This is a genomic window from Pirellulales bacterium, from assembly GCA_035546535.1.
Classification (GTDB): domain Bacteria; phylum Planctomycetota; class Planctomycetia; order Pirellulales; family JACPPG01; genus JACPPG01.
The window spans coordinates 1-18,874 of record DASZWQ010000131.1 but is presented as its reverse complement, the minus strand read 5'-3'; the positions used below and the strand labels follow the sequence as shown (position 1 = coordinate 18,874).

Sequence of the window (18,874 nt, the reverse complement as noted above, 5' to 3'; positions counted from 1 at the left end):
GTTCGGATGGTTTGATCGCCACCGGCCTGGGATGTGCAGATGACATCATGCGACCATTAGCTAGCCGGCAACTGTGTCGCATCAATCGGTAGCACATGTACGGCCGTGGCCGGCGCACTGACCGGCAGGTCGTGTTGCGGTGAATCCAATACCTTCGACCGCACCACGTACAGCGTGCCAGCTGCGACCGTCAGTATCACGACCGCGGCCGCCAACTGCAAGCGGCGCGTGTAGTAACCGCGGGTCAAGGTATCGAGCTTGAGGTAGCCGAATACCGCGCCCAGCACCAGCAACACGGCCGCGGCGCCGCCAGCGACCTCCAGCAATCGATGCTCGATTTGTGCATCGCGTTGCATGCGCTGGAACTGCGCCCGTGCTCGACGATCAAAGGCCAAAAGCGCGTAAGCGTTGATCATAGGCCAGCCCGACGGCGACTCGACCGTCTCTTTGTAGCGGTCTCTGACCAGGCGATCGTGGATGTAAGAGGGCGGAACCGTGAACAGCTTGCTCGTGCCCACGCCCAAATAGCGGTCGATGTAGGCCCGCGTGCGCGCCTGCAATTCCTCGGCCAGCGCGTCTTCGGCCTCGCCGGCTGTGGGGTAGAGCTCAACCATCACGGTCTCGAGGTAAACATCACCGGCCCGTCCGCCAGGCTGATCGAGCCATGCCGGGCGCTCGGGCATTAAGGGTGCGTTCGCCGCCGGATGTTCGCTGCGTGCCGCATCAGCTGGCGGTCCGCTGCGCTCGGGGCGGGTCGCGCGTTCGGTGGAAGCCTGAGGGGTGGGCGCGGTGCTTTCGGCAACGACGGTCGCGGCTTGTTTGTCTCCGCTTGATGCCGCTACCACCGCGCTCGACGTCGCAGGCGCAGCCGGCGGCGCTGGTTGGGACACGGCGGGATTGGCCGGAGCAGGTTCCGCCGCAGCGGGGGGGCCCGGCGGCTCAGGCGCAGTAACCGTCGCGCTGGCAATCGCCGGGACGATACTCGCAGCCTCGGCCGACGCTGGCTCATTGTCATCGGCGTCAGTGAATTTGAGCGCCTTCAAGGCCTTGAGCGCGGCGACGTGCCGCGCGGCTTTGCTCGTGATCGCGCGGGCTTCTTCCACGGCGCGATCGGCCAGCTCACGCGCCTGCGTCACGCTGCGGGCCACGTGCGGCGGCACGCCAGTCGGCAGAGCGGCAACCGCTTCTTCGGCATCTTGACCGATGGAAGATGCCGCCACGCTTGCCGGACTGCTGTCGCGCGCCGCGCGCTTTTGTTTAGAGCGTTGTGCCCGGGGCTTCGCGCCGTCGTGAGCTTTCTCGGGATCGTGGTGCAATGCCCACAGGTCTTTTTCCTGGATGGGCGGAAACTTGCCGATGCCGGTGACCGCCTGCAGCGAACGAATCTCATCGTCGAGATTCCAATCCACGCTCCAATTGGCGTGAGGGCCGAACTTCCTCCAGGCCACGACGATCAACACGACCAGCACCGCCGCGCGCCAGGGAAAACCGTGGCGCTTGCGGCAAGCACCGGCCTTCGCGCGGCGCGGACGCCGGAAGATGACGATCCACGCAACCAGGGCGATCACGATCCACAGCAAAACGCCGGGCTCGGCGGCAAACAGCACCACGTGCGGCGACAGTCGTGACATTTCGAAGGTGAACATCGTTTGTCCCCCTTCTCCCTTAAGTGCTCGCGGCCGGGGCGCTTGCTGCCTGGGCCACGCGGTTTTGTGGATCAATCCATGGGCTCGATAGTTGCACGGCCAGCGAGATCGCCCCAGCCATCATCATTCCCCACGGCTGCGGGAAGTACCAGCAGGTCGACAGCGCTCCGGCCCAGAAAACACATACCAGCAAGGACCACAGACTAAGCCGACTGCTGCGTAGCGGATCGGCCTGTTTCCACCAGCGCAGTACCAGGAACAGGAAGCCGAAATAGGCTAGATAGCTCATCACTTCCGGCTGCCCCTCGACGCTCGAGGAGGAACGCGAATCGAACCCTACGTGCGGCAGATGCACGTCGTTTTCGAGCACGATCTTCAAGAGGCGCGGCCCGGTCTCGAAAGCCGCCAGGCCAAACGCCAGGCCAATTCCCAGCATGACGAAGCGGCGCAGCACGACATCTCCTTGGCGACCTTCCCACAGCTTGGCGGGGATCAGCACGCCCCAAGCGCCCATCGCCGCGCACAGCCCCAGCCAGGCATACTCGGAATAAAATTGCTGGTCGCGGTGCTGCACGATCAACATAAGTAGCGACGTAGCACCCGCCACCAAGGCCGACAAGAGCAGCGATCCGAAAAGCTCGGTCACCTTCTCACGCGAGGTTTTGGCCGAAAGCAACTCTCGACCCGAGCTGCGACGCGCCAGACGCCTTTCGCGGCGGCTATAGCGGACCGGGTACTGCGCAGGCGGAGCCAGCGGCTGCGGTGCCTGCGCAGTCGCGGCTGCGACCGGATGCGCGGCAACGGGCCGCGTTGGCGGCGCCGGCCGCGGCGTCGCCGGCGCGACAATCGGCCGGTTGCTAAACCAGCCCGCCAGTCGCATCCCACCCAGGATGAGTACCGTGAGCAGCAGAATGCGCGAGAATGTGTGTGCCTCGCCGTCACCGCTTCCCATCTGCGTGACAGCGGAAAGGACGATCGCCGCGGCGCCAGCGGCGAGAATCTTTTTCTTCTTGGGGAGTGGCGTCCACCAGGTGAGGAATCTTTGAAAGACCGTGTGAGCATCGGCGCCGATCGGCGGCGTGTTGACGCCAGCATTTCCGGTCGGCATCGCGGCAGCGCGCTGCGGAGGGGCCGGCGGCTCGTCGGCGCTGCGCAGAAATGTCGTCTCGGCCAAGGCCGGCTCGGGACGGGGGCGCGACGGCAGGCTCGCCGGCGCGACGGGCCGCCCGTAATCGGTCGGCAGTGCGGCCAGGAATTCCTGCACCGAGTGCGGGCGCTGCTGCGGGTCTTTTGCCAGCGAGCGCGCGACGACGCCGCGAAACGCCTCGGGCACGCGGCTCACGTCGGGCTCGGCCGTGAGATGCTTCATCAGCACCTCGCCCACGCTCTCGCCTTCGAAAGGAACCTGGCCGCTGAGCAACTCGTACAGAATCACCCCCAGGGCATACAGATCGATTTCCTTGCCATAGCGGCCGTTAGCAATCTCGGGGGCCATGTAATGCACGGTCCCCACGCTCTCGGTTTGCCCGCTGCGGCGGCTGGCCGAAATGAATTTCGACAGGCCGTAGTCGCCGATCTTCACCAGGCCATCGTCGTTGAAGATATTGCCTGGCTTCAGATCGCGATGCACGATACCCCGATCGTGCAGGTAGGCGACGCCGGCCGCGATACCGTGAAACCACAACAGCGCCTCGTCGATCGGCAGACCATTGGGGTGCCGGGCGAGCACGTCCTCGAGGCTCTCGCCGGCGACGTATTCCATCACCACCCAACTGTCGCCACGCTCGTCGATCTTGATGTCGAACAGCGCCAGCAGATTGGGGTGCTTCAGATTCAAGCATTGCGTCACGCCGCGCAGCTCGACGTCCAAGTTGCGGCGAATCAGCTTCAGCGCCACTTCCTTGCCGGCGTCGCTGGTGGCGTAGTAAACCTCGCCGAAGCCTCCCTGGCCGATGCCGCGCTTGATCGTATAGCCATCGAGCGGCCGCGAACCGCTGGTGTACGTGAATTTCATGGCCGCGGCCCGGGGTTCGGGTGGAGTCTGCAACTGGGTGGCTGGGAGGTCCATGGGATCCTCACTCACTACTTCTAACGTAGCGGCTGGCTCGTTCATCTGTCCAGAAATCGCAAGACCTTATGTGAAAACAAGTAACGCGATTCCGGCGGACTCCGTCGCGGTACCCGTTTCAAGGTTCCGCCGTCGATCGTCCTGTGGACCTCTTCTCGCGATCCGACCCCGATCCTCGTATTTCGCTTTTCAACCTCGTTGCTTGGCGACCGACTCGCATCCGTCGCCCGCAACGTTTCGACCGGACCAGGTGGCCGGTCGTCACAGTTTCTCCAAACTCAAGGAAAAATCCTCTCCCACGATTTGCGACGAGCTTGTCATCGCGCCTTTGCTCTCGACCTCGCGCCCATCGATCTGGAATCGTCCTGGCGCGCGGCAGAACAGTTTGTCCCCCTGCGGATAGAGCATGACGTCGTTGGGCCAGTCGCGGCACACAATGTGCGCCCCGCCGTGCGGACCCATGATGCACGACTCGGCCAGCAGCAGCACGGCGTCGGTCGTGGGCTGCGTGCGATGCCGGCTGATAAAGTCCAAGCGCGCGGTGCGGCTGAGCGGGTTCGGCAGGCGAAAACGAAACTTGACACCGTCGCCGAGTTCGATTTCCGCGCCGTCGGACAAAAGCATAGCGCCGTCGATCGGCCGGCCGTTGACGCGCGTCGCGCGACACGGCTCGATGACGTAGCTTTCGCCGTCGCGTCGGATCTTGGCGTGCAGGCGCGAAATATCGGCCAGCACCGGCACGTCCACGTGACTCCCTTGGACTGGTTGTCCGAGCGAAATGACGTCGCCGCGGCACACGAGGTATCCCCCCACGCCATCGACCCACAGCACGAAGCGTTCGGCCGGCGGATCGCTTGCATGGTAACTATCGACCATCGGACGAGACTGCTGGTTCACTTTGTCCGCGCGATCGACGTGGTTTGGTTCCGCGTTCTGCGCGGTTTGTAAGACGCTGGACGTTCGCATGCCGGCGACCGCCCAGGCGCGCCGCCGCGCGTCGATCGCCTGCGCATGTGCCGGACAAAGCTCCAGTATGGCCTCGGCCCGAGCAAGAACAATCGTCCAATTCTCCCCGGTCAAGGCCGTGTGCAGCTCTTCGACCAGTCGCCGCACGCGATCGCCGCGTGCGACGCACTCCCGGCCGAGATCTTCCAGCACGCGCCAGCCGGGGCGGAGCGTTTGGGCGGCGGCCAACTCAGCTTCGGCTTGAAGGAACTTGCCCCCCTGGGCCAGTTGCTGCGCCGCGAGGACCTTGCCGGCGGCTTCGCGCACGAGGCGGAAGTCGCGGCCCGACCCTCCCTGCCGCTCAAGCGCCTCGAGGCGTTCGACGGCTGCGGCCGGATCGCCGGCCACCAGGTAGGCCTCGGCCTCGGCCAGGCCACGCTCGACGAACTGCTGCTTGAGCCCGGCCAACTCGGCCGTTTCGGCTCCCATGCGCTCGGCGGCGGCCAGGTCTTGCCAGCCGGCCATCGTGGCTCCCACGGCAAAGTTTTGTTCCGCGCGCTGTGCCATTTCGTGTGCCACCTTGGCCATCAGTCGTTTGGCCGGCAGGAATTCCAGCAATCCTCGTTCGGCCAGCAGTCGGCTGGCTTCCTCTAAGCGGCCGTTGCGCAGCGCCTCTTCGGCCTCTCGCACTTTTAGTCGCCACGGCTGAAACATTCCCACTCTCCGATCATCCGTCGAGCGAACGACTCGCGACCGCTCGCCACTCCGTCAACCGCTTCCCTTACGACCGTGCCATTATGCGACCACCTCGGGCCTGCGTGCGCGCTGGCGGCGAGCCTGTGTCACTCGCCGCCAGTCGCCAGCGAGCGTGTTAATCGGCACTCGGCGCCTCGGCGTCGGCAACCTTGCCGCTCTCGTCGAGTCGCAAGTAGTCGGTCACCTCGTCGAGCAGGTTGTCGCTGGTGGTTTCAGAGAGAGGGATCTCGCCATGAAACGCGCCCTCGGCACTCGTCAGCCGCTCGGCGACGTCCAGCCGCGTGCGTAGATCGGTGATCAGCTCCTTGACGCGGCTAAGACGGCTGTCGTCGAAGGCGTAGTCGCTCGTCGTCTGCGCGGCCTCGACCATCTTCAGCCGGGCTTCGAGGTGCTCGACGTCGACTTCCAGCTTGCGCTTCGCAGCCAGCATGCCTTCCAGCTTTTCGCGCGCGGCAGCCAGGCTGCGCACGCGAGCCTGCTCGATATCCTTCAGGCTGGCCAGTGTCGCATCGGTGGTCTTGAAGCGCTCGAACCGATTGGCCAGGTCGCCCTTGACCTGTGCGGCCGAGTACGAGCGGCCCGCGTAATGAAACACGCTGTTGCCGGAGCCGAGATCGTTCTTCAGGCGCACCAGCTCGGCGCGCTCCTTGCCGAGACGCGATTCGGTCTGCGTGATCTGCTTGCGAAGCTGCTCGACTTCGACCTCTTCCTTGGCAATGACGTGCATGTTCTTGCGGATGTCGGGCACCAGTTCCTTGACCATGCGCCGAGCGCGGTCGATTTCGAAATCCAAGGGGACACTGCTACGGACGGTGTCCTTCATCCGTCCGGCGGTCGTGCGGAAATAGCTGAACGCGTCGCGGCCAAAGAACGCGGCGCCAACGAGGCAAATGCCGACACCGGCCAAGATCGCCTTCTTGATCATCTGAACACCCTCCCTTTCTCGGCTTGCGTAACAAGCTTGTGCGTGAAGCCCCAGGCCCCGGCCCGGGGACTGCTGCGATTCCGCGTGCCGGAGCGGCGGAAATACCGCCTGCGGAAGGGAATTCGCCGAATCGGCGCGAGTATTGGCCGGTGGCGTAAAATTCAGTGGTCACTCGGTGCCGGCTCGCCTTGAGCGGCGGCTGGTTCCCGGCGACCGGGGGGGACGGGCAAACTGTCGGGGGCTTTTGACAATGCTAGCCGTGTTCCTAGTATGGAGATAACGATTCAGAAAGGAATCGCCCAGGGACGAGGCTCCCGCCCACGCCTCTTCGCCCGGTCCTGCCCTATGCAATCGCCCGCCCGCGATCACTATTTTTTGGCCATCGGCCGAAGCACAACGCTCCTGGCCGGCGCCGGAAATCTGACCCCGGGAAGATAGTGCCCATGTCTAAGTCGTTGTTTGATCGGTGGCGGCAGTTGCGGGGCATGGTCCCGTCGGCGGCCGCGCTTGTGTGCCTTGTTGGTCTGGCGATATGGGGGCATGTCACCCATTGGAGTTTCTCGCACGACTCCGCCGCTGAACACCAAGAGATCGCAAACGCGGAGCGCGCGCTCGTCACACAGGCCGACGCGCCGCAGGCCGAAGACTCGGCGACGACCGACGATGACCAGCGCGACGTTGGCGGGGCGGTGGACATCGCGCCGACGCGCATCCGTTTTTCGGCGCCCGATGCCGTTCGCAAAGCCGGCATCGAAACCGCCGAGGCCGAAGAGCACTCGATCACCCAAGAAATCTTCGCCAACGGAGTGATCAGCTACGATCAGACGCGCGTGGCTCACCTCTCGGCCCGTGTGCCTGGCACGGTCTGGCGCATCGAGAAACAACTGGGCCAGCCGTTCAAGAAGGGGGACGTGCTGGCGATCATCGAGGCGGTGGACGTGGGCAAGGCCAAGGGCGAACTTTTGGGGGCCGTGGTCGATTATCAGTTGAAGCGCGGAATCGCAGAACGCTTGCGCGGTCGACAGTCGGTCGTGCCCGAGCGCGATTTGTATGAGGTGCAAGCGGACGCGCGCGAAGCATACATCCGCATGACCAACGCGCAGCAGACCCTCATCAACCTGGGCCTGCCGATTCTTTTGCCCGACGCCGATACGGTCTCCGATGCCGAACTCTCTCGGCGGCTGCATTTCCTGGGTTTGCCCGAGGATTTGCAGAAGACGCTCGACCCGGCCGCGACCACGGTCAGCTTGATTCCGCTCGTGGCGCCGTTCGATGGCGTGGTCATCGGGCATGAGATCTCGCTGGGCGAAATCGTATCGCCGTCGGCCGAGCAATTTGTCGTGGCGGATACCAGCCACATGTGGATCTTACTGGACGTGCGGCGCGAAGATGCCGCCAACGTCATGCTCGGCCAAGAGGTCGTGTTCACTACCGACGGCGGACACATCGACATTCCCAGTACCATTTCCTGGATCAGCACCGAGGTCGACGAAAAGACCCGCACGGTCTCGGTGCGGGCCGAGGTCGACAATCCGTTGATTCCCGAAAGTCACGTGCGCGGCCAGGAACGCCGGCGCCTGCTGGCCAACGCCTTCGGCACCGGTCGCATCCGCGTCCGGCAAGTGCCGCAGGCCACGCTCGTGCCGAGCGATGCGGTGCAATGGGAGGGGAAACGCTGGATTGTTTTCGTGCCGGTTGACGAAACGACGTTCGAAGCGCGGCCGGTCGAACTCGGCATCTCGCGCCGCAACGTCGTGGAAGTACTCAAGGGGTTGGAGCCCGGCGAACGAGTCGCCACGACGGGCAGCCATCTCTTGAAGTCCGAGATCGTGCGCAGCCGCGTCGCCGCGCGCCAGTAAGCGACACACTGTCTGCTAACCGTGGTTGGTAGCAGATTCGTCCCCTCCCGATTTCGCCCATCCAGCGCAGCAAGGTCACCAATGCTTCCCTGGTTGATTGGTTGGTCGCTGCGAAACCGATTCATTGTGTTAGCGCTTGCGCTTTTGGTCGGGGTGGCCGGCTACGTCTCCTTGCGCCGGCTGAATATCGACGCCTTTCCCGACACGACGCCCGTCCAGGTGCAAATCAATACCGTGGCGCCGGCGCTCGTGCCCGAGGAAGTCGAACGGCAAATCACGTTCCCCATCGAAATGGCGATCGGCGGTATGCCGGGCCTCGAGCAGCTGCGCTCGATCTCGCAATTCGGCTTGTCGCAGGTCGTCGTCACCTTCACCGATGGAACCGACGTGTACTTCGCGCGTCAACTGATCAACGAACGATTGGGCACCGTCGATATTCCGCCCGGCATCGATCGCCCCGAGATGGGGCCCGTGTCGACCGGCCTGGGTGAAGTACTGCATTACATTCTGATCGGCGAAGGGCGCGATCTCACCGAGCTGCGGACGATGCACGACTGGGTCGTGAAGCCGGCCATGCGCCCGGTGCCGGGCACGGCCGAAATCAACACCTGGGGCGGACTGAAGAAGCAATACCAGGTGCGCATCGATCCCACGTTGCTGATCAAATACGACATCTCGTGGGAAACGGTGATGCAGGCCGTGCGCGAGAACAATCTCAACGTCGGCGGCGGCAGCATCAACCGCTCGGGAGACATGCTGCTCGTGCACGGTGTCGGCCGCACCAACACCATCGAGCAGATCGAGGGGATCGTCGTCGCTGCCAAGGCCGGCGTGCCGATTCACGTTCGCGACGTCGCGGAAGTCACGATCGGGCACGAAATCCGCCGCGGCGTCGTCACCGCCAACGGGCAAGGCGAAGTCGTGCTCGGGCTCGGCTTCATGCTGATGGGCGAGAACAGCTACGCCGTCACGCATCGCCTGGCGGACAAGCTCAAGGAGGTCAAGGGACAACTGCCTTCGGGAGTTCGCGTCAATACCGTGTACGATCGCACGAACCTGGTCGACCAGGTCATCGACACGGTACGGCGGAATCTGCTCGACGGCGGGTTGCTCGTCATCATCATTCTCTTTGTGTTTCTGGGCGACCTGCGCGCCGGCCTGATCGTGGCCTTGGCGATTCCCATGGCCATGCTCTTCGGATTCTGTGGCATGCTGCAAGCCGGGATCGCGGGCACGCTCTTGAGCCTGGGCGCGATCGACTTCGGCATCGTGGTCGATAGCTCGGTCGTGGTCGTCGAAAACATCGTCAAACGGCTCGCGCACAGCGGCCCGCTGGTGGGCCATAAACGGTTGCGCGTCATTCGCGACGCCGCGGTCGAAGTGCGCACGCCGACGGTGTTCGGCCAATTGATCATCATGATCGTCTACTTGCCGATCCTCACGCTGCAGGGGGTCGAGGGGAAGATGTTCCGACCCATGGCGATCACCGTGATGTTCGTGCTGACCGGATCGTTGATCTTGTCCTTGACGTTGATGCCGGTGCTGGCCAGCCTGGTACTGCCGAAACACATCGAGGAGCGCGACGCGCTGCCGATCCGCCTGGCGCGCGCGATCTATGCCCCCGTGTTGCGATTTTGTCTGCAGTTCCGCTATCTGGTTCTGGCCGTAGCGCTGGGCGGGCTGATCATGGCCGCGGCGCTGGTACTGTCGTTCGGCTCGGAGTTCGTGCCCCGCTTGTCGGAAGGGGCGATCGTAATCGGCGTCGTGCGGCCGCCGGGTACTAGCCTCGAGGAATCGATCCGCGTCAACACGCAAATCGAGCGGATGCTGCTGGAAACCTTTCCCGACGAGGTGTCGCACGCCTGGAGCCGCGTGGGCGCGCCCGAGGTCGCCACCGACGCCGGCAGCGTGGAAATGACCGATTTGTTCGTGGCGCTAAAGCCGCGAGAACGCTGGAAGCGTGCCGCGACGCAGGACGAGCTCGTGGAACTGATGGAACGCGAGGTGGCCGACATTCCCGGCCAGATCAACTGGTTTACACAACCCATCGAGCAGCGCATCAACGAAATGATCTCCGGCGTGCGCTCGGACGTGGCCGTGAAACTGTTCGGCGACGATTTCGACACTCTGGTCAAATATGCCCGCGAACTGGAAGGCATCTTGCGCGAAGTCCGTGGCTCGGTCGACCTGGCCACGGAACAGATCGTCGGTCAACCCGTGCTGCAGATTCGCATTCGGCAGGACCAGATCGCGCGCTACGGGGTGTCGGCGCTGTTGGTGCTCGACACCGTGCAATCCATCGGCGGTATCGAGTTGGGGGACGTCATCGAAGGGCAGATTCCGTTTCCGCTCACGGCGCGGCTGCCGGAGCATCTGCGCTCGAACCCCGACGCAATCAAGGACATCTTGATCTCGACGCCCGCCGGCGAGCACATTCCGCTGTCGCGATTGGCCGACGTCACACTCATCGAAGGGCCGAAGACGATCTCGCGCGAGTGGAGCAAGCGCCGCATCACGGTGCAGTGCAACGTCCGCGGCCGCGATGTGGGCAGCTTCGTCGCCGAAGCGCAAGCCAAGATCGATGAGCAACTGAAATTGCCCGAGGGCTACCGGATCGATTGGGGTGGCCAGTTCGAGAACTTGCAACGTGCGAAGTTTCGCCTGGCGATCGTGGTTCCGGTGGCCCTGGCCATGATCGTGGTGCTGTTGTATTTCACATATCACAATCTGACCGATACGGCGATCGTCTTTGCCAGCGTGCCGTTTGCCTGTATCGGCGGCATCGTCGCACTGGCACTCCGAGAAATGCCGCTGTCGATCTCGGCGGCCATTGGCTTCATCACGCTCTCGGGGGTCTCGGTACTAAATAGCATGGTGCTGGTGTCGGCGTTGCGTCACTTATTGCACGGCGGTACGCCGGTGGCCGAAGCCGTGCCCGAGGCGGCCCTTTCTTGCCTGCGGACCATCATCATGACGGCACTCGTGGCCAGCGTGGGCTTTATCCCCATGGCAACCAGCTCGGGGACAGGGGCCGAAGTGCAACGCCCGCTGGCGACCGTGGTGATTGGCGGCGTGATTTCCAGCACGCTGATGACGCTGGTGGTGCTGCCGGCGATTTACGTCGTCGTCGGCTCGCGCGGCAAGGCAGCGGCATCGGGCAATTGACCGGCCGGCGGCGCGACGAACGCCTCATCGGCAGGCGTTTCCGCTGGCCTACGCCCCGACGGTCGACGCCCGATCGTCTTCCCGCGATCGACCATCGTCAGGCCGATGATCGTGAGCGTGACCCCCACGAGCAAGCTGGCCGTCATCGATTCGCCAAAGATCGCGACGCCGGCCATGGCAGCCAGCGCCGACTGGGAAGCGCTTACGGCGTTTACTTGGACGATCGACACCAACTGCAGCGCCTTGGTGAGCGTGAAAAATCCGATGGCATTGAACGTGCCGGCGATGAACATCACGCCAAGATCCGTCAATTCGGTTGCCGCCAAGGGTTCCCAGCCGGTGCGCGCGATGGCTGCCAGGCCCAGGCTCACGACGCCCACGCTACTGACCGTGGACAGGACGAAATGCATGGGCATGTCGCCGGTGACGAGTCGCCGAATGGTGACGTTCAAGATGGCGTAGCATACGCCGGAGAAACACGCGGCCGAAAGCGCCGCGGTGATCGAGGCGTCGGCCGTGGCCAGCTCGGCCAGTTGCGGCGCTCGCTCGGCGCCCAGGCTCAAGACGGCGATGGCCGTGATCAAGATCGCCAAGGCCAGCGCCGAGCGGGGCGTGACCCCCTCGTGCAGCCAGACACGCGCAAGCGCACTGGCGGCAATGATCATGGTGCCAGCGCACAGCGGCACGGTGAGCGCCAATCCTACTTCGCTCATCGACCACTGAAAGAGACCGTTGCCGCCCAACTGAGCAATCACGCCCACGGCGGCCAGTCCCAAAAATGCGGGGAAGCTCGGCCAGCGCATGTTGCCCCGCGCGGCCGAGAGTGCCACAAGCGTCGTGGCCACCAGCAACGTCGGCACCGCCTTGATGCACGATACCAAGAGCGGATCACAATGCGCGAGCCAGCGCAAACAAACGTTCGAGCAACTGTACGCCAGCGACGAAAGGCCGCTGAGCGCCGTGCCCAGCAAAAAGGGCTCGATGCGCATGAACCGCGCGACGACGCTATGTTCGGAGGGCTTCACGGGGCGAATTGTATGCAGGATGATGGCAAATGACGAGCGGCGACAGGCGAACGTCCTTGCATTCACGTAAGGAATGTCTTGCGCGACGCATCTTTGTGCCCGACGTATATTTGTGAATGATGAGCGAGTCGCGTGCGCAGGCTGCCCAGAGGGCGTCCGGCGACTCCGCGGGCGCGCCGAAAACCGAAACCATTCCAGTACGGGGAACCCTGTCGCTTGTCCAGCCCAATCGCCTCGTCAACCGCCGCCAACGATTTCGTGGCTCGGATTCATGCCAGCGGCATGCGCCTGGTTATGGCTGTCACGGGGGGCGGCAGCCAGGCCATTTCGACGCTGCTGGGCGTGCCTGGAGCGTCGCGCAGCGTACTGGCGGCGGAGGTTCCCTATTCGTCGGCCGCGCTCGCGGAATGGTTGCGTAGCCGGCCCGAGAATTTCTGCAGCGAACACACTGCGCGGCTGATGGCCATGGCGGCTTACGAACAAGCGGTGCGTTTGGCCACGGCCGAAGGGGGCGCGGCTCCGGTGGCCGGAATTGCTTGCACGGCGAGCCTGGTGAGCGACCGGCCGAAGCGCGGCGCGCACCGCGTACACGTCGCTGCCCAGACGGCTGGCGTCACGACCGTCGCTTCGCTCGAACTCATCAAGGGAACACGCGACCGGCACAGCGAAGAAGATCTGGCCGCGCGCTTCCTGTTGAACATGGTCGCGCAAGGCTGTGGATTGACCGATCGCTTGCCGCTGGCGCTAAAGGCTCCGGAATGTGTTGTCGAAAATGGCACGGTCGCCCCTGCCGCGTGGAAGGCTTTGTTCGTGGGCGAGACGAACCATGTCCTCGCTGTGCCGGCGCCGGCCGAAAACGAGAGCGCCGGAGCTACCGTGACAGCCGACCGCACTGCGGCGCCCAAGGTGGTGTTTCCCGGCGCCTTTCACCCGCTGCATGCGGCACATCGGACGATGGCCGAGGTGGCGGCCGCGCGTTTGAACGCACCAGTCGATTGGGAGATCTCGATCGCGAACGTCGACAAGCCTCCTTTGGATTTCCATGAGATGCGCTTACGCAGCGCGCAATTCGCATCGACCGAGCCGGGCTTACCACCCATGCGGCTCTGGTTCACCCGCGCGCCGACGTTTGTCGAGAAGGCCGCGATTTTTCCCGGTGCAACGTTCGTGGTCGGCGTCGACACCGTCGAACGCATCGCCCAGGCACGTTATTACGGCGATGATCCGCAGGCGTGCCAGGCCGCGCTTGAGGCGATCGCCGCGGCGGGCTGCCGATTTCTGGTCTTCGGACGGAAGGCAGAAAAATGCTTCGACACCCTGGCCGATCTGCGCCTGCCGCCAGCATTGCGAGCGATCTGCGACGAAGTCAGCGAAGCCGATTTTCGCCACGACCTGTCGTCCACCGAATTGCGCGGCGCCGAAATCGTCGACGCTTGATCACGCCTCGATCAGGCGAATAGCTCGCGGATCGCCTCGCCACGCGCGATCGGGAAGGGCCGCCCCAGCGGATCGTGCAGTTCGGTTGCCGGCGACAGCCCGAGCGCCTGGTAAACAGTGGCCAAGAGATCGGGGGGGCGGACCACTTTGTCTTTCGGCTCGCCGCCGATCGAGTCCGACGCGCCATGCACGTACCCGCCCCGAATGCCGCCGCCGGCTAGCGCCACCGAGAAAACGCTCCCCCAATGATCGCGGCCGGCCACGGCATTGATCCGCGGGCTGCGGCCAAATTCCGACATGCAAACGACCAAGGTCTCGTCGAGCAGGCCACGGCCGGCCAGATCCGAGACGAGCGCCGCATAAGCAGGATCGAACGTCGGCAGCAAAACGTTCTTCAATCGATTCGCTTCGCGCACGTGCGAGTCCCAACAAGGGGCGTCGAACGGCTCTTCCGGGCCGCGGAACCAATTGACCTGCACCAGGCGCACGCCCGCCTCGATCAACCGCCGCGCCAAGAGCAGGCTTTGACCGAATTGTGTGCGGCCGTAACGGTCGCGCATGCTGTCGCGCTCGCGCGTTAAGTCGAACGCGGAGCGGGCGGCGGGCGACGTCAATAAATCGAACGCCTGATCAATCGCCTTTTGATACGGTCCCGGCGAACTTGCGTCGCGCCGCGCGGCAGCGGCCAGGCGTTCGATTTCATCCAAAAGCGATTGTCGGCCGTGGAATCGATCGACCGTCAGCTCCTCGGGCAGCGAAAACTCGGGTATGCGAAAATCGGGCGACGATGGTTCACAACGAAATAGCCAAGGATCGCTCGCGCGGCCGAGAAAGCCCGCGTCCTGGCCGGCCCAGACCGAACCATCGGTGTTGAAAATATGTTGCGGCAAGCGGACGGCGCTCGGCAGCGATGATTCGTCGCGGCGCAAATGCCGCACGATCGAGCTGAAGTGCGGCCAGTTATTCGGAGCGCCAGGATTGACGTTCTCGGCGTTCATCGGCTGATGCGGAACGCCGGTGAGCATGTAATAGCCGCTCGACGAATGCGCGTTGTCACCGGTGCGCATCGCCCGCAGCAGGCACAAGTGCTCGGCCACGGTGGCCGTTCGCGGCAGAAGCTCGCCGATCGACATGCCGGGCACACGCGTCGTGATCGGGCCGAATTCCCCGCGCACCTCGGCTGGAGCGTCGGGCTTGGGATCCCACGTGGAATGCTGCGCAGGACCGCCGCACAAAAAAAGCACGATGCACGACTTGGCGCGACCGCGGGGCGGAGCGTCGACCGGCGTCGCAGCGGCGGATTGCTGATGCAAGACTTCGGCCAGCGAACAGCCGAGCGCACCCAAACCGCCGATACGCAACACTTCGCGCCGCGAAATGCGATCGCACAATTGCACGGGCGAGTGGGCCGTAATGCGCAACATCAAAGGAACTCTCGGGCGGGCGAATCCTCAGGCCGACGGCAGACGCGTCCGTAGTATACCCATCGGCAAATCCTGATGCACGACAACTTCGCGCTCGCTGTGGCCGGCGTGCGAGTTAGTGGCTGCTAACCCTCAAAACTTCGCCGCTACAATTCGTCGTCACAATTCGTCGATGTGCCGCGGCCAATCGTCTTTCAAAAGCCGAGAGAGCGAACGATCCGCCAGTATCTGACCGCCGGTCTGGCAGCCTGGGCAGTAGTTCGTTTCGTTTTCGGCATAGCGGATGCGCTGCACCGGTGCGCCGCACACCGGACACGGCTTGCCGAACTTGCCGTGCACGGCCATCTCGGGACGGAAGGCCGTGACGCCTTCCGGAAATCCTTCGCCGGCTTCGCGCCGCAAGCGATCGATCCACTGGGTGAGGATGTCGCGCGTGGCCGCGAACAGCCGCGCGATCTCCTCGTCGTCCATTTTCTGCGTGAGCCGCAGGGGGCTCAGTTTCGCGCGGTGCAGAATCTCGTCCGAGTACGCGTTGCCGATGCCGCTCAACAGCGTCGGATCCGTAAGCGCCCGCTTAAGCGTGTGATTGCGCGAACGCAGCACGCCGACGAATTGATCGACACTGGCGGAAAGCACGTCAAGTCCGCCGGGATCATGCGCCGCAAGAGCTGCCGCACCTTGTACGAGGTAGAGCGCCGCGCGGCGCTTCGCGCCGGCTTCGGTAAGCACCAGCGAGCCGGACGAAAAATCAAAGGCGGCCAGGTTGTACTTGCCGGCCAGCGTGGCGCCCGCCGCTTTCCAATGCAATCGGCCTGCGATCATCAGGTGCAACACGAGCCACAGTTCGTCGTCGAAGCCGATGGCAACACGCTTGCCCAAGCGCGCAAGCGCCCGCACGACTTTTCCTTCGATCGCCGAGAGCGGAGGATCGAAGGTGCGCACAAGAAACGGGCTCACCACGCGCACCGAGAGCAGCCGCTCGCCAACGATGCGCCGCTGGAGTGCTTCGAGGTAAACGGTAATGTCTGGCAGCTCAGGCATCGAAGTGAAAGTTTTTTTCTAACTTCATCCCACGTGTGAATCGCGACACGACCATTGTTGTATCAGACTCCGTGGCGATTTTTTCGCCAACACGGGATGCAGCCGTTGTTTGATGGCGCGGGCGTAAATGCCTTGTTTTCTAGACTCTTCGCGCGGCGAAAAAATCACCGCGCATAAAGTGTTGATTGCGCGCTGCGCGCGAGCAACCCAAAGGGACTACGCGATGACGAAAGTTTCGCCACGCTGCAACGCGCAGAGCGCGACGTTGCGCGATGTCATTCACAACGATGCGCGGCGGCGTCTACTTGTTTTGCCCTAAGACGCTGACAATACTGTTGCGACGAAAGTCATCGTTGCTTGTACCTACCTTTAATTCTTAGAGCCGACGCCGCGAGAAGAACGCAAGCAAAGTTCTCTACGATCTCGCGGCGGCCTGCCACAGTTGTCCCCATGCGTCGGTGTGTAGCCGCGCATTCCCTGCATACGTTGTGTCCGTTTCCATCGCTGCTTTGTTTCACACCCAGGTTCTGTCGCTAATGAGAGGAGTCGCTACATGTTTGTCCGCGTTTTAACTCGTGCAATGTCGTTATTTGCGATCGCTTCAATTCTGCCGCAGGCGATCTGCGGCGCCGGCGAAATCTTGATCGCCGATCGATTGGCTAATGCCGTGGATCGCTATAGCGACACCGGCACATTTCTCGGAACGCTGGTCACCAATGATCCCAGCAATCCGCTGCCGACGGATTTGAATCAACCGGACGGCATCGTCGTCTCGCCCGATCACACGAAGCTGTTCGTCGCGAATTCGCAAGCGAACAACGTGATCGAATATGACTACAACTACGCGGCTGGCACTGTCAGCAACCCGACGGTGTTTGCCACGGCCGCCGATGGCCTCTCGTTTCCGAACTCGATGGCCTTCAGCCCGGATGGCTCGAAACTTTACGTCGCGAACCTGAACGGCACCGGCATCACGCAGTTGAACGCTACGGGTGGAGTTGCCGGCGCTCCTCTGATGGGCGGCAGCAGCTTTGCGTTCAGCGGACTCGCCTTCAATGGCAGCACGCTTTTGGCGGGTGGTTTCGACGGCGGTACCGTCGCGCAATCGAACGCGGCTGGCACGGCGATGTCGGACCTGGTCGCGCCCAACGCCACGATCCCCGGCGCGGCCGGCGTGTTCGTCAACGGCAACGACCTTTACGTCACCGGATTGTTCGGTCAGTCGCTCGAGAAGTTCAACGCCACCACCGGCGCGCAGGATCCCAGCTTCAACGTCAGTGGGCTGGCGTTCCCACAAGGCATCATCGCCTCGCCCGACGGCCAAGGCATGCTGGTCGGCATCCTGGGATTCGCGAACGGCACCGGCAACATTTCCGAGTACAGCTTCAGCGGTCAGTTTTTGGGTGTCTTCGCGTCGGCGGGCACCGGCGGCTTCACGGAAGCGACCGCCATGACTTCGGTCCCCGAGCCTGGAAGCTTGGCATTGGCGGGTATGGGATTGGCCCTCTTGGTCTTCGCGGCGAAGCGCCGGCAGACTTCCTAGTCCGCCGAACGACTCGCGCGCGACGTTGCTTCGGTCGCCCTTTTCAACTCTTGCCAAGGACCAGAGGTGTTCCTGATGCTTAACAATTTGAGACACACCGGCCGACTGGCCGCGGCCGGTGTGATGGGGTTTTTGCTGGCTTCACCGGCGATGGCCACGCCGGTCGTGACCTTTGATCACGATGTGCGCACTGCTTCGACCCAACCGTTTCCGAATACGACAGCGGCACGGAATAGCTTTCTGAACCAGATCACCACGCAAGGTGGCACGCCGTACAACCAGAATCTGACCAGTGGGATCCCCAACGGCGCAAACCCGTCGTTCCCATTTCCAGGTTCCACAATCACGGCCACGACGACGAATTTCACCTATCAATTCGTCACTTTTTTTGGGGTCAATGACACGAACAACGGTTCCGCCAGTTCGGCGCTGATCGAATCGGAAGTCGCAAGCGGCGTGGCCACCGCGCCCGTGCACAACTCGATTCAATTCAGCCAGCCGATCGACGCCTTCGGCGTCTACTTGTGTCAGGCCGGAGACGTATTGGGTCATCCGGTCACCTTCGTCCTTACGAATACGACGTTGCCCGGCTCGCCGAGCGAGAACGTCGTGGTCAATGTGGGGCCGAGTTGGCAAGCCTACTCGATCGCCTACCTGGGCATCATCGACACTGGTTTTTCCTTTAATCAGGTGACGATGACCGAGGATACCGACGTCAACAACAACGGCACGTCCGACGATCTCGAGGACGGCATCATTCTGGACAACCTCACGATTGCTCAGATTCCGACGCCCGAGCCGGGTAGTCTGCTGCTGCTAGCCCTAGGAGGCGCGATTCCATGCTTGATGCGCCTCTCGCGCCGCGGGAGGGCAAACCGCAGGTTGTGACTTGACTCAACGTGGCCCTTGGCCGTTGGCGGATTCGTGCTGCGCCAGGCGTCTGTCTGGCGCAGCACGAATTTCGCTGCACGGGACGCGTGGCGATTTTTTCGCCATCAGCCGGCGCAGTCTGTCTTTGGTTGCGGAGCGTGGAAACACCT

General features: G+C 63.3%; 12 protein-coding genes. 5 read left to right on the top strand and 7 right to left on the bottom strand.

Going from position 1 to position 18,874, the window contains the following annotated elements; all coding sequences use genetic code 11:
* Positions 1–56 precede the first annotated feature (56 nt).
* The 4 genes from VHD36_15940 to VHD36_15925 all read right to left on the bottom strand — a co-directional run bounded on the left by VHD36_15940 (position 57) and on the right by VHD36_15925 (position 6,340).
* On the bottom strand, positions 57–1,646 hold the full coding sequence (locus VHD36_15940; protein ID HVU88814.1) for a hypothetical protein: 1,590 nt from the start codon (positions 1,644–1,646) through the stop codon (positions 57–59).
* 19 nt (positions 1,647–1,665) lie between these two features.
* Positions 1,666–3,714, bottom strand: coding sequence for a serine/threonine-protein kinase (locus VHD36_15935; protein HVU88813.1), 2,049 nt, complete (start codon positions 3,712–3,714; stop codon positions 1,666–1,668).
* Positions 3,715–3,975: 261 nt separating this feature from the next.
* Positions 3,976–5,373, bottom strand: a complete 1,398-nt coding sequence (locus tag VHD36_15930) for an FHA domain-containing protein (protein HVU88812.1) — start codon at positions 5,371–5,373, stop codon at positions 3,976–3,978.
* A gap of 157 nt (positions 5,374–5,530) precedes the next feature.
* Positions 5,531–6,340 (bottom strand): hypothetical protein, encoded by an 810-nt coding sequence (locus VHD36_15925; GenBank protein HVU88811.1) that lies wholly within the window; start codon positions 6,338–6,340, stop codon positions 5,531–5,533.
* Between the two features lie 443 nt (positions 6,341–6,783).
* On the opposite strand from VHD36_15925, the gene VHD36_15920 reads away from it, so the two are divergent.
* Together VHD36_15920 and VHD36_15915 are read left to right on the top strand one after the other, a co-directional pair.
* Entirely contained in the window at positions 6,784–8,199 is a 1,416-nt protein-coding gene (locus VHD36_15920) for an efflux RND transporter periplasmic adaptor subunit (GenBank protein ID HVU88810.1), read from the top strand.
* Between the two features lie 81 nt (positions 8,200–8,280).
* Positions 8,281–11,364: a CusA/CzcA family heavy metal efflux RND transporter gene (locus VHD36_15915; protein ID HVU88809.1), complete on the top strand. Its 3,084-nt coding sequence runs from the start codon at positions 8,281–8,283 to the stop codon at positions 11,362–11,364.
* On the opposite strand, the gene VHD36_15910 is transcribed toward VHD36_15915, so the two are convergent.
* Complete coding sequence (locus VHD36_15910; protein ID HVU88808.1) at positions 11,316–12,389, bottom strand: DMT family transporter; 1,074 nt, start codon at positions 12,387–12,389, stop codon at positions 11,316–11,318. The genes VHD36_15915 and VHD36_15910 overlap by 49 nt on opposite strands.
* A 216-nt stretch (positions 12,390–12,605) precedes the next feature.
* On the opposite strand from VHD36_15910, the gene VHD36_15905 reads away from it, so the two are divergent.
* Complete coding sequence (locus tag VHD36_15905) at positions 12,606–13,826, top strand: hypothetical protein (protein ID HVU88807.1); 1,221 nt, start codon at positions 12,606–12,608, stop codon at positions 13,824–13,826.
* 11 nt (positions 13,827–13,837) lie between these two features.
* Here VHD36_15905 and VHD36_15900 read toward each other — a convergent pair whose 3' ends face one another.
* A complete protein-coding gene (locus tag VHD36_15900) occupies positions 13,838–15,250 on the bottom strand; it encodes a DUF1501 domain-containing protein (GenBank protein HVU88806.1) in 1,413 nt (470 codons plus the stop codon).
* Between the two features lie 159 nt (positions 15,251–15,409).
* Positions 15,410–16,291, bottom strand: a complete 882-nt coding sequence (locus VHD36_15895; protein ID HVU88805.1) for a DNA-formamidopyrimidine glycosylase family protein — start codon at positions 16,289–16,291, stop codon at positions 15,410–15,412.
* Between the two features lie 553 nt (positions 16,292–16,844).
* Here VHD36_15895 and VHD36_15890 point away from each other — a divergent pair.
* Complete coding sequence (locus VHD36_15890) at positions 16,845–17,834, top strand: SMP-30/gluconolactonase/LRE family protein (protein ID HVU88804.1); 990 nt, start codon at positions 16,845–16,847, stop codon at positions 17,832–17,834.
* Between the two features lie 75 nt (positions 17,835–17,909).
* Positions 17,910–18,722, top strand: a complete 813-nt coding sequence (locus VHD36_15885; protein HVU88803.1) for a hypothetical protein — start codon at positions 17,910–17,912, stop codon at positions 18,720–18,722.
* Positions 18,723–18,874 lie beyond the last annotated feature (152 nt).

What these genes read in the sequence shown, in the direction of transcription:
- VHD36_15890 (HVU88804.1), top strand. Translation starts at nt 16,845, where the DNA reads ATGTTTGTCCGCGTTTTAACTCGTGCAATGTCGTTATTTGCGATCGCT.
- VHD36_15895 (HVU88805.1), bottom strand. Translation starts at nt 16,291, where the DNA reads ATGCCTGAGCTGCCAGACATTACCGTTTACCTCGAAGCACTCCAGCGG.
- VHD36_15915 (HVU88809.1), top strand. Translation starts at nt 8,281, where the DNA reads ATGCTTCCCTGGTTGATTGGTTGGTCGCTGCGAAACCGATTCATTGTG.
- VHD36_15920 (HVU88810.1), top strand. Translation starts at nt 6,784, where the DNA reads ATGTCTAAGTCGTTGTTTGATCGGTGGCGGCAGTTGCGGGGCATGGTC.
- VHD36_15900 (HVU88806.1), bottom strand. Translation starts at nt 15,250, where the DNA reads ATGTTGCGCATTACGGCCCACTCGCCCGTGCAATTGTGCGATCGCATT.
- VHD36_15935 (HVU88813.1), bottom strand. Translation starts at nt 3,714, where the DNA reads ATGGACCTCCCAGCCACCCAGTTGCAGACTCCACCCGAACCCCGGGCC.
- VHD36_15940 (HVU88814.1), bottom strand. Translation starts at nt 1,646, where the DNA reads ATGTTCACCTTCGAAATGTCACGACTGTCGCCGCACGTGGTGCTGTTT.
- VHD36_15925 (HVU88811.1), bottom strand. Translation starts at nt 6,340, where the DNA reads ATGATCAAGAAGGCGATCTTGGCCGGTGTCGGCATTTGCCTCGTTGGC.
- VHD36_15930 (HVU88812.1), bottom strand. Translation starts at nt 5,373, where the DNA reads ATGTTTCAGCCGTGGCGACTAAAAGTGCGAGAGGCCGAAGAGGCGCTG.
- VHD36_15885 (HVU88803.1), top strand. Translation starts at nt 17,910, where the DNA reads ATGCTTAACAATTTGAGACACACCGGCCGACTGGCCGCGGCCGGTGTG.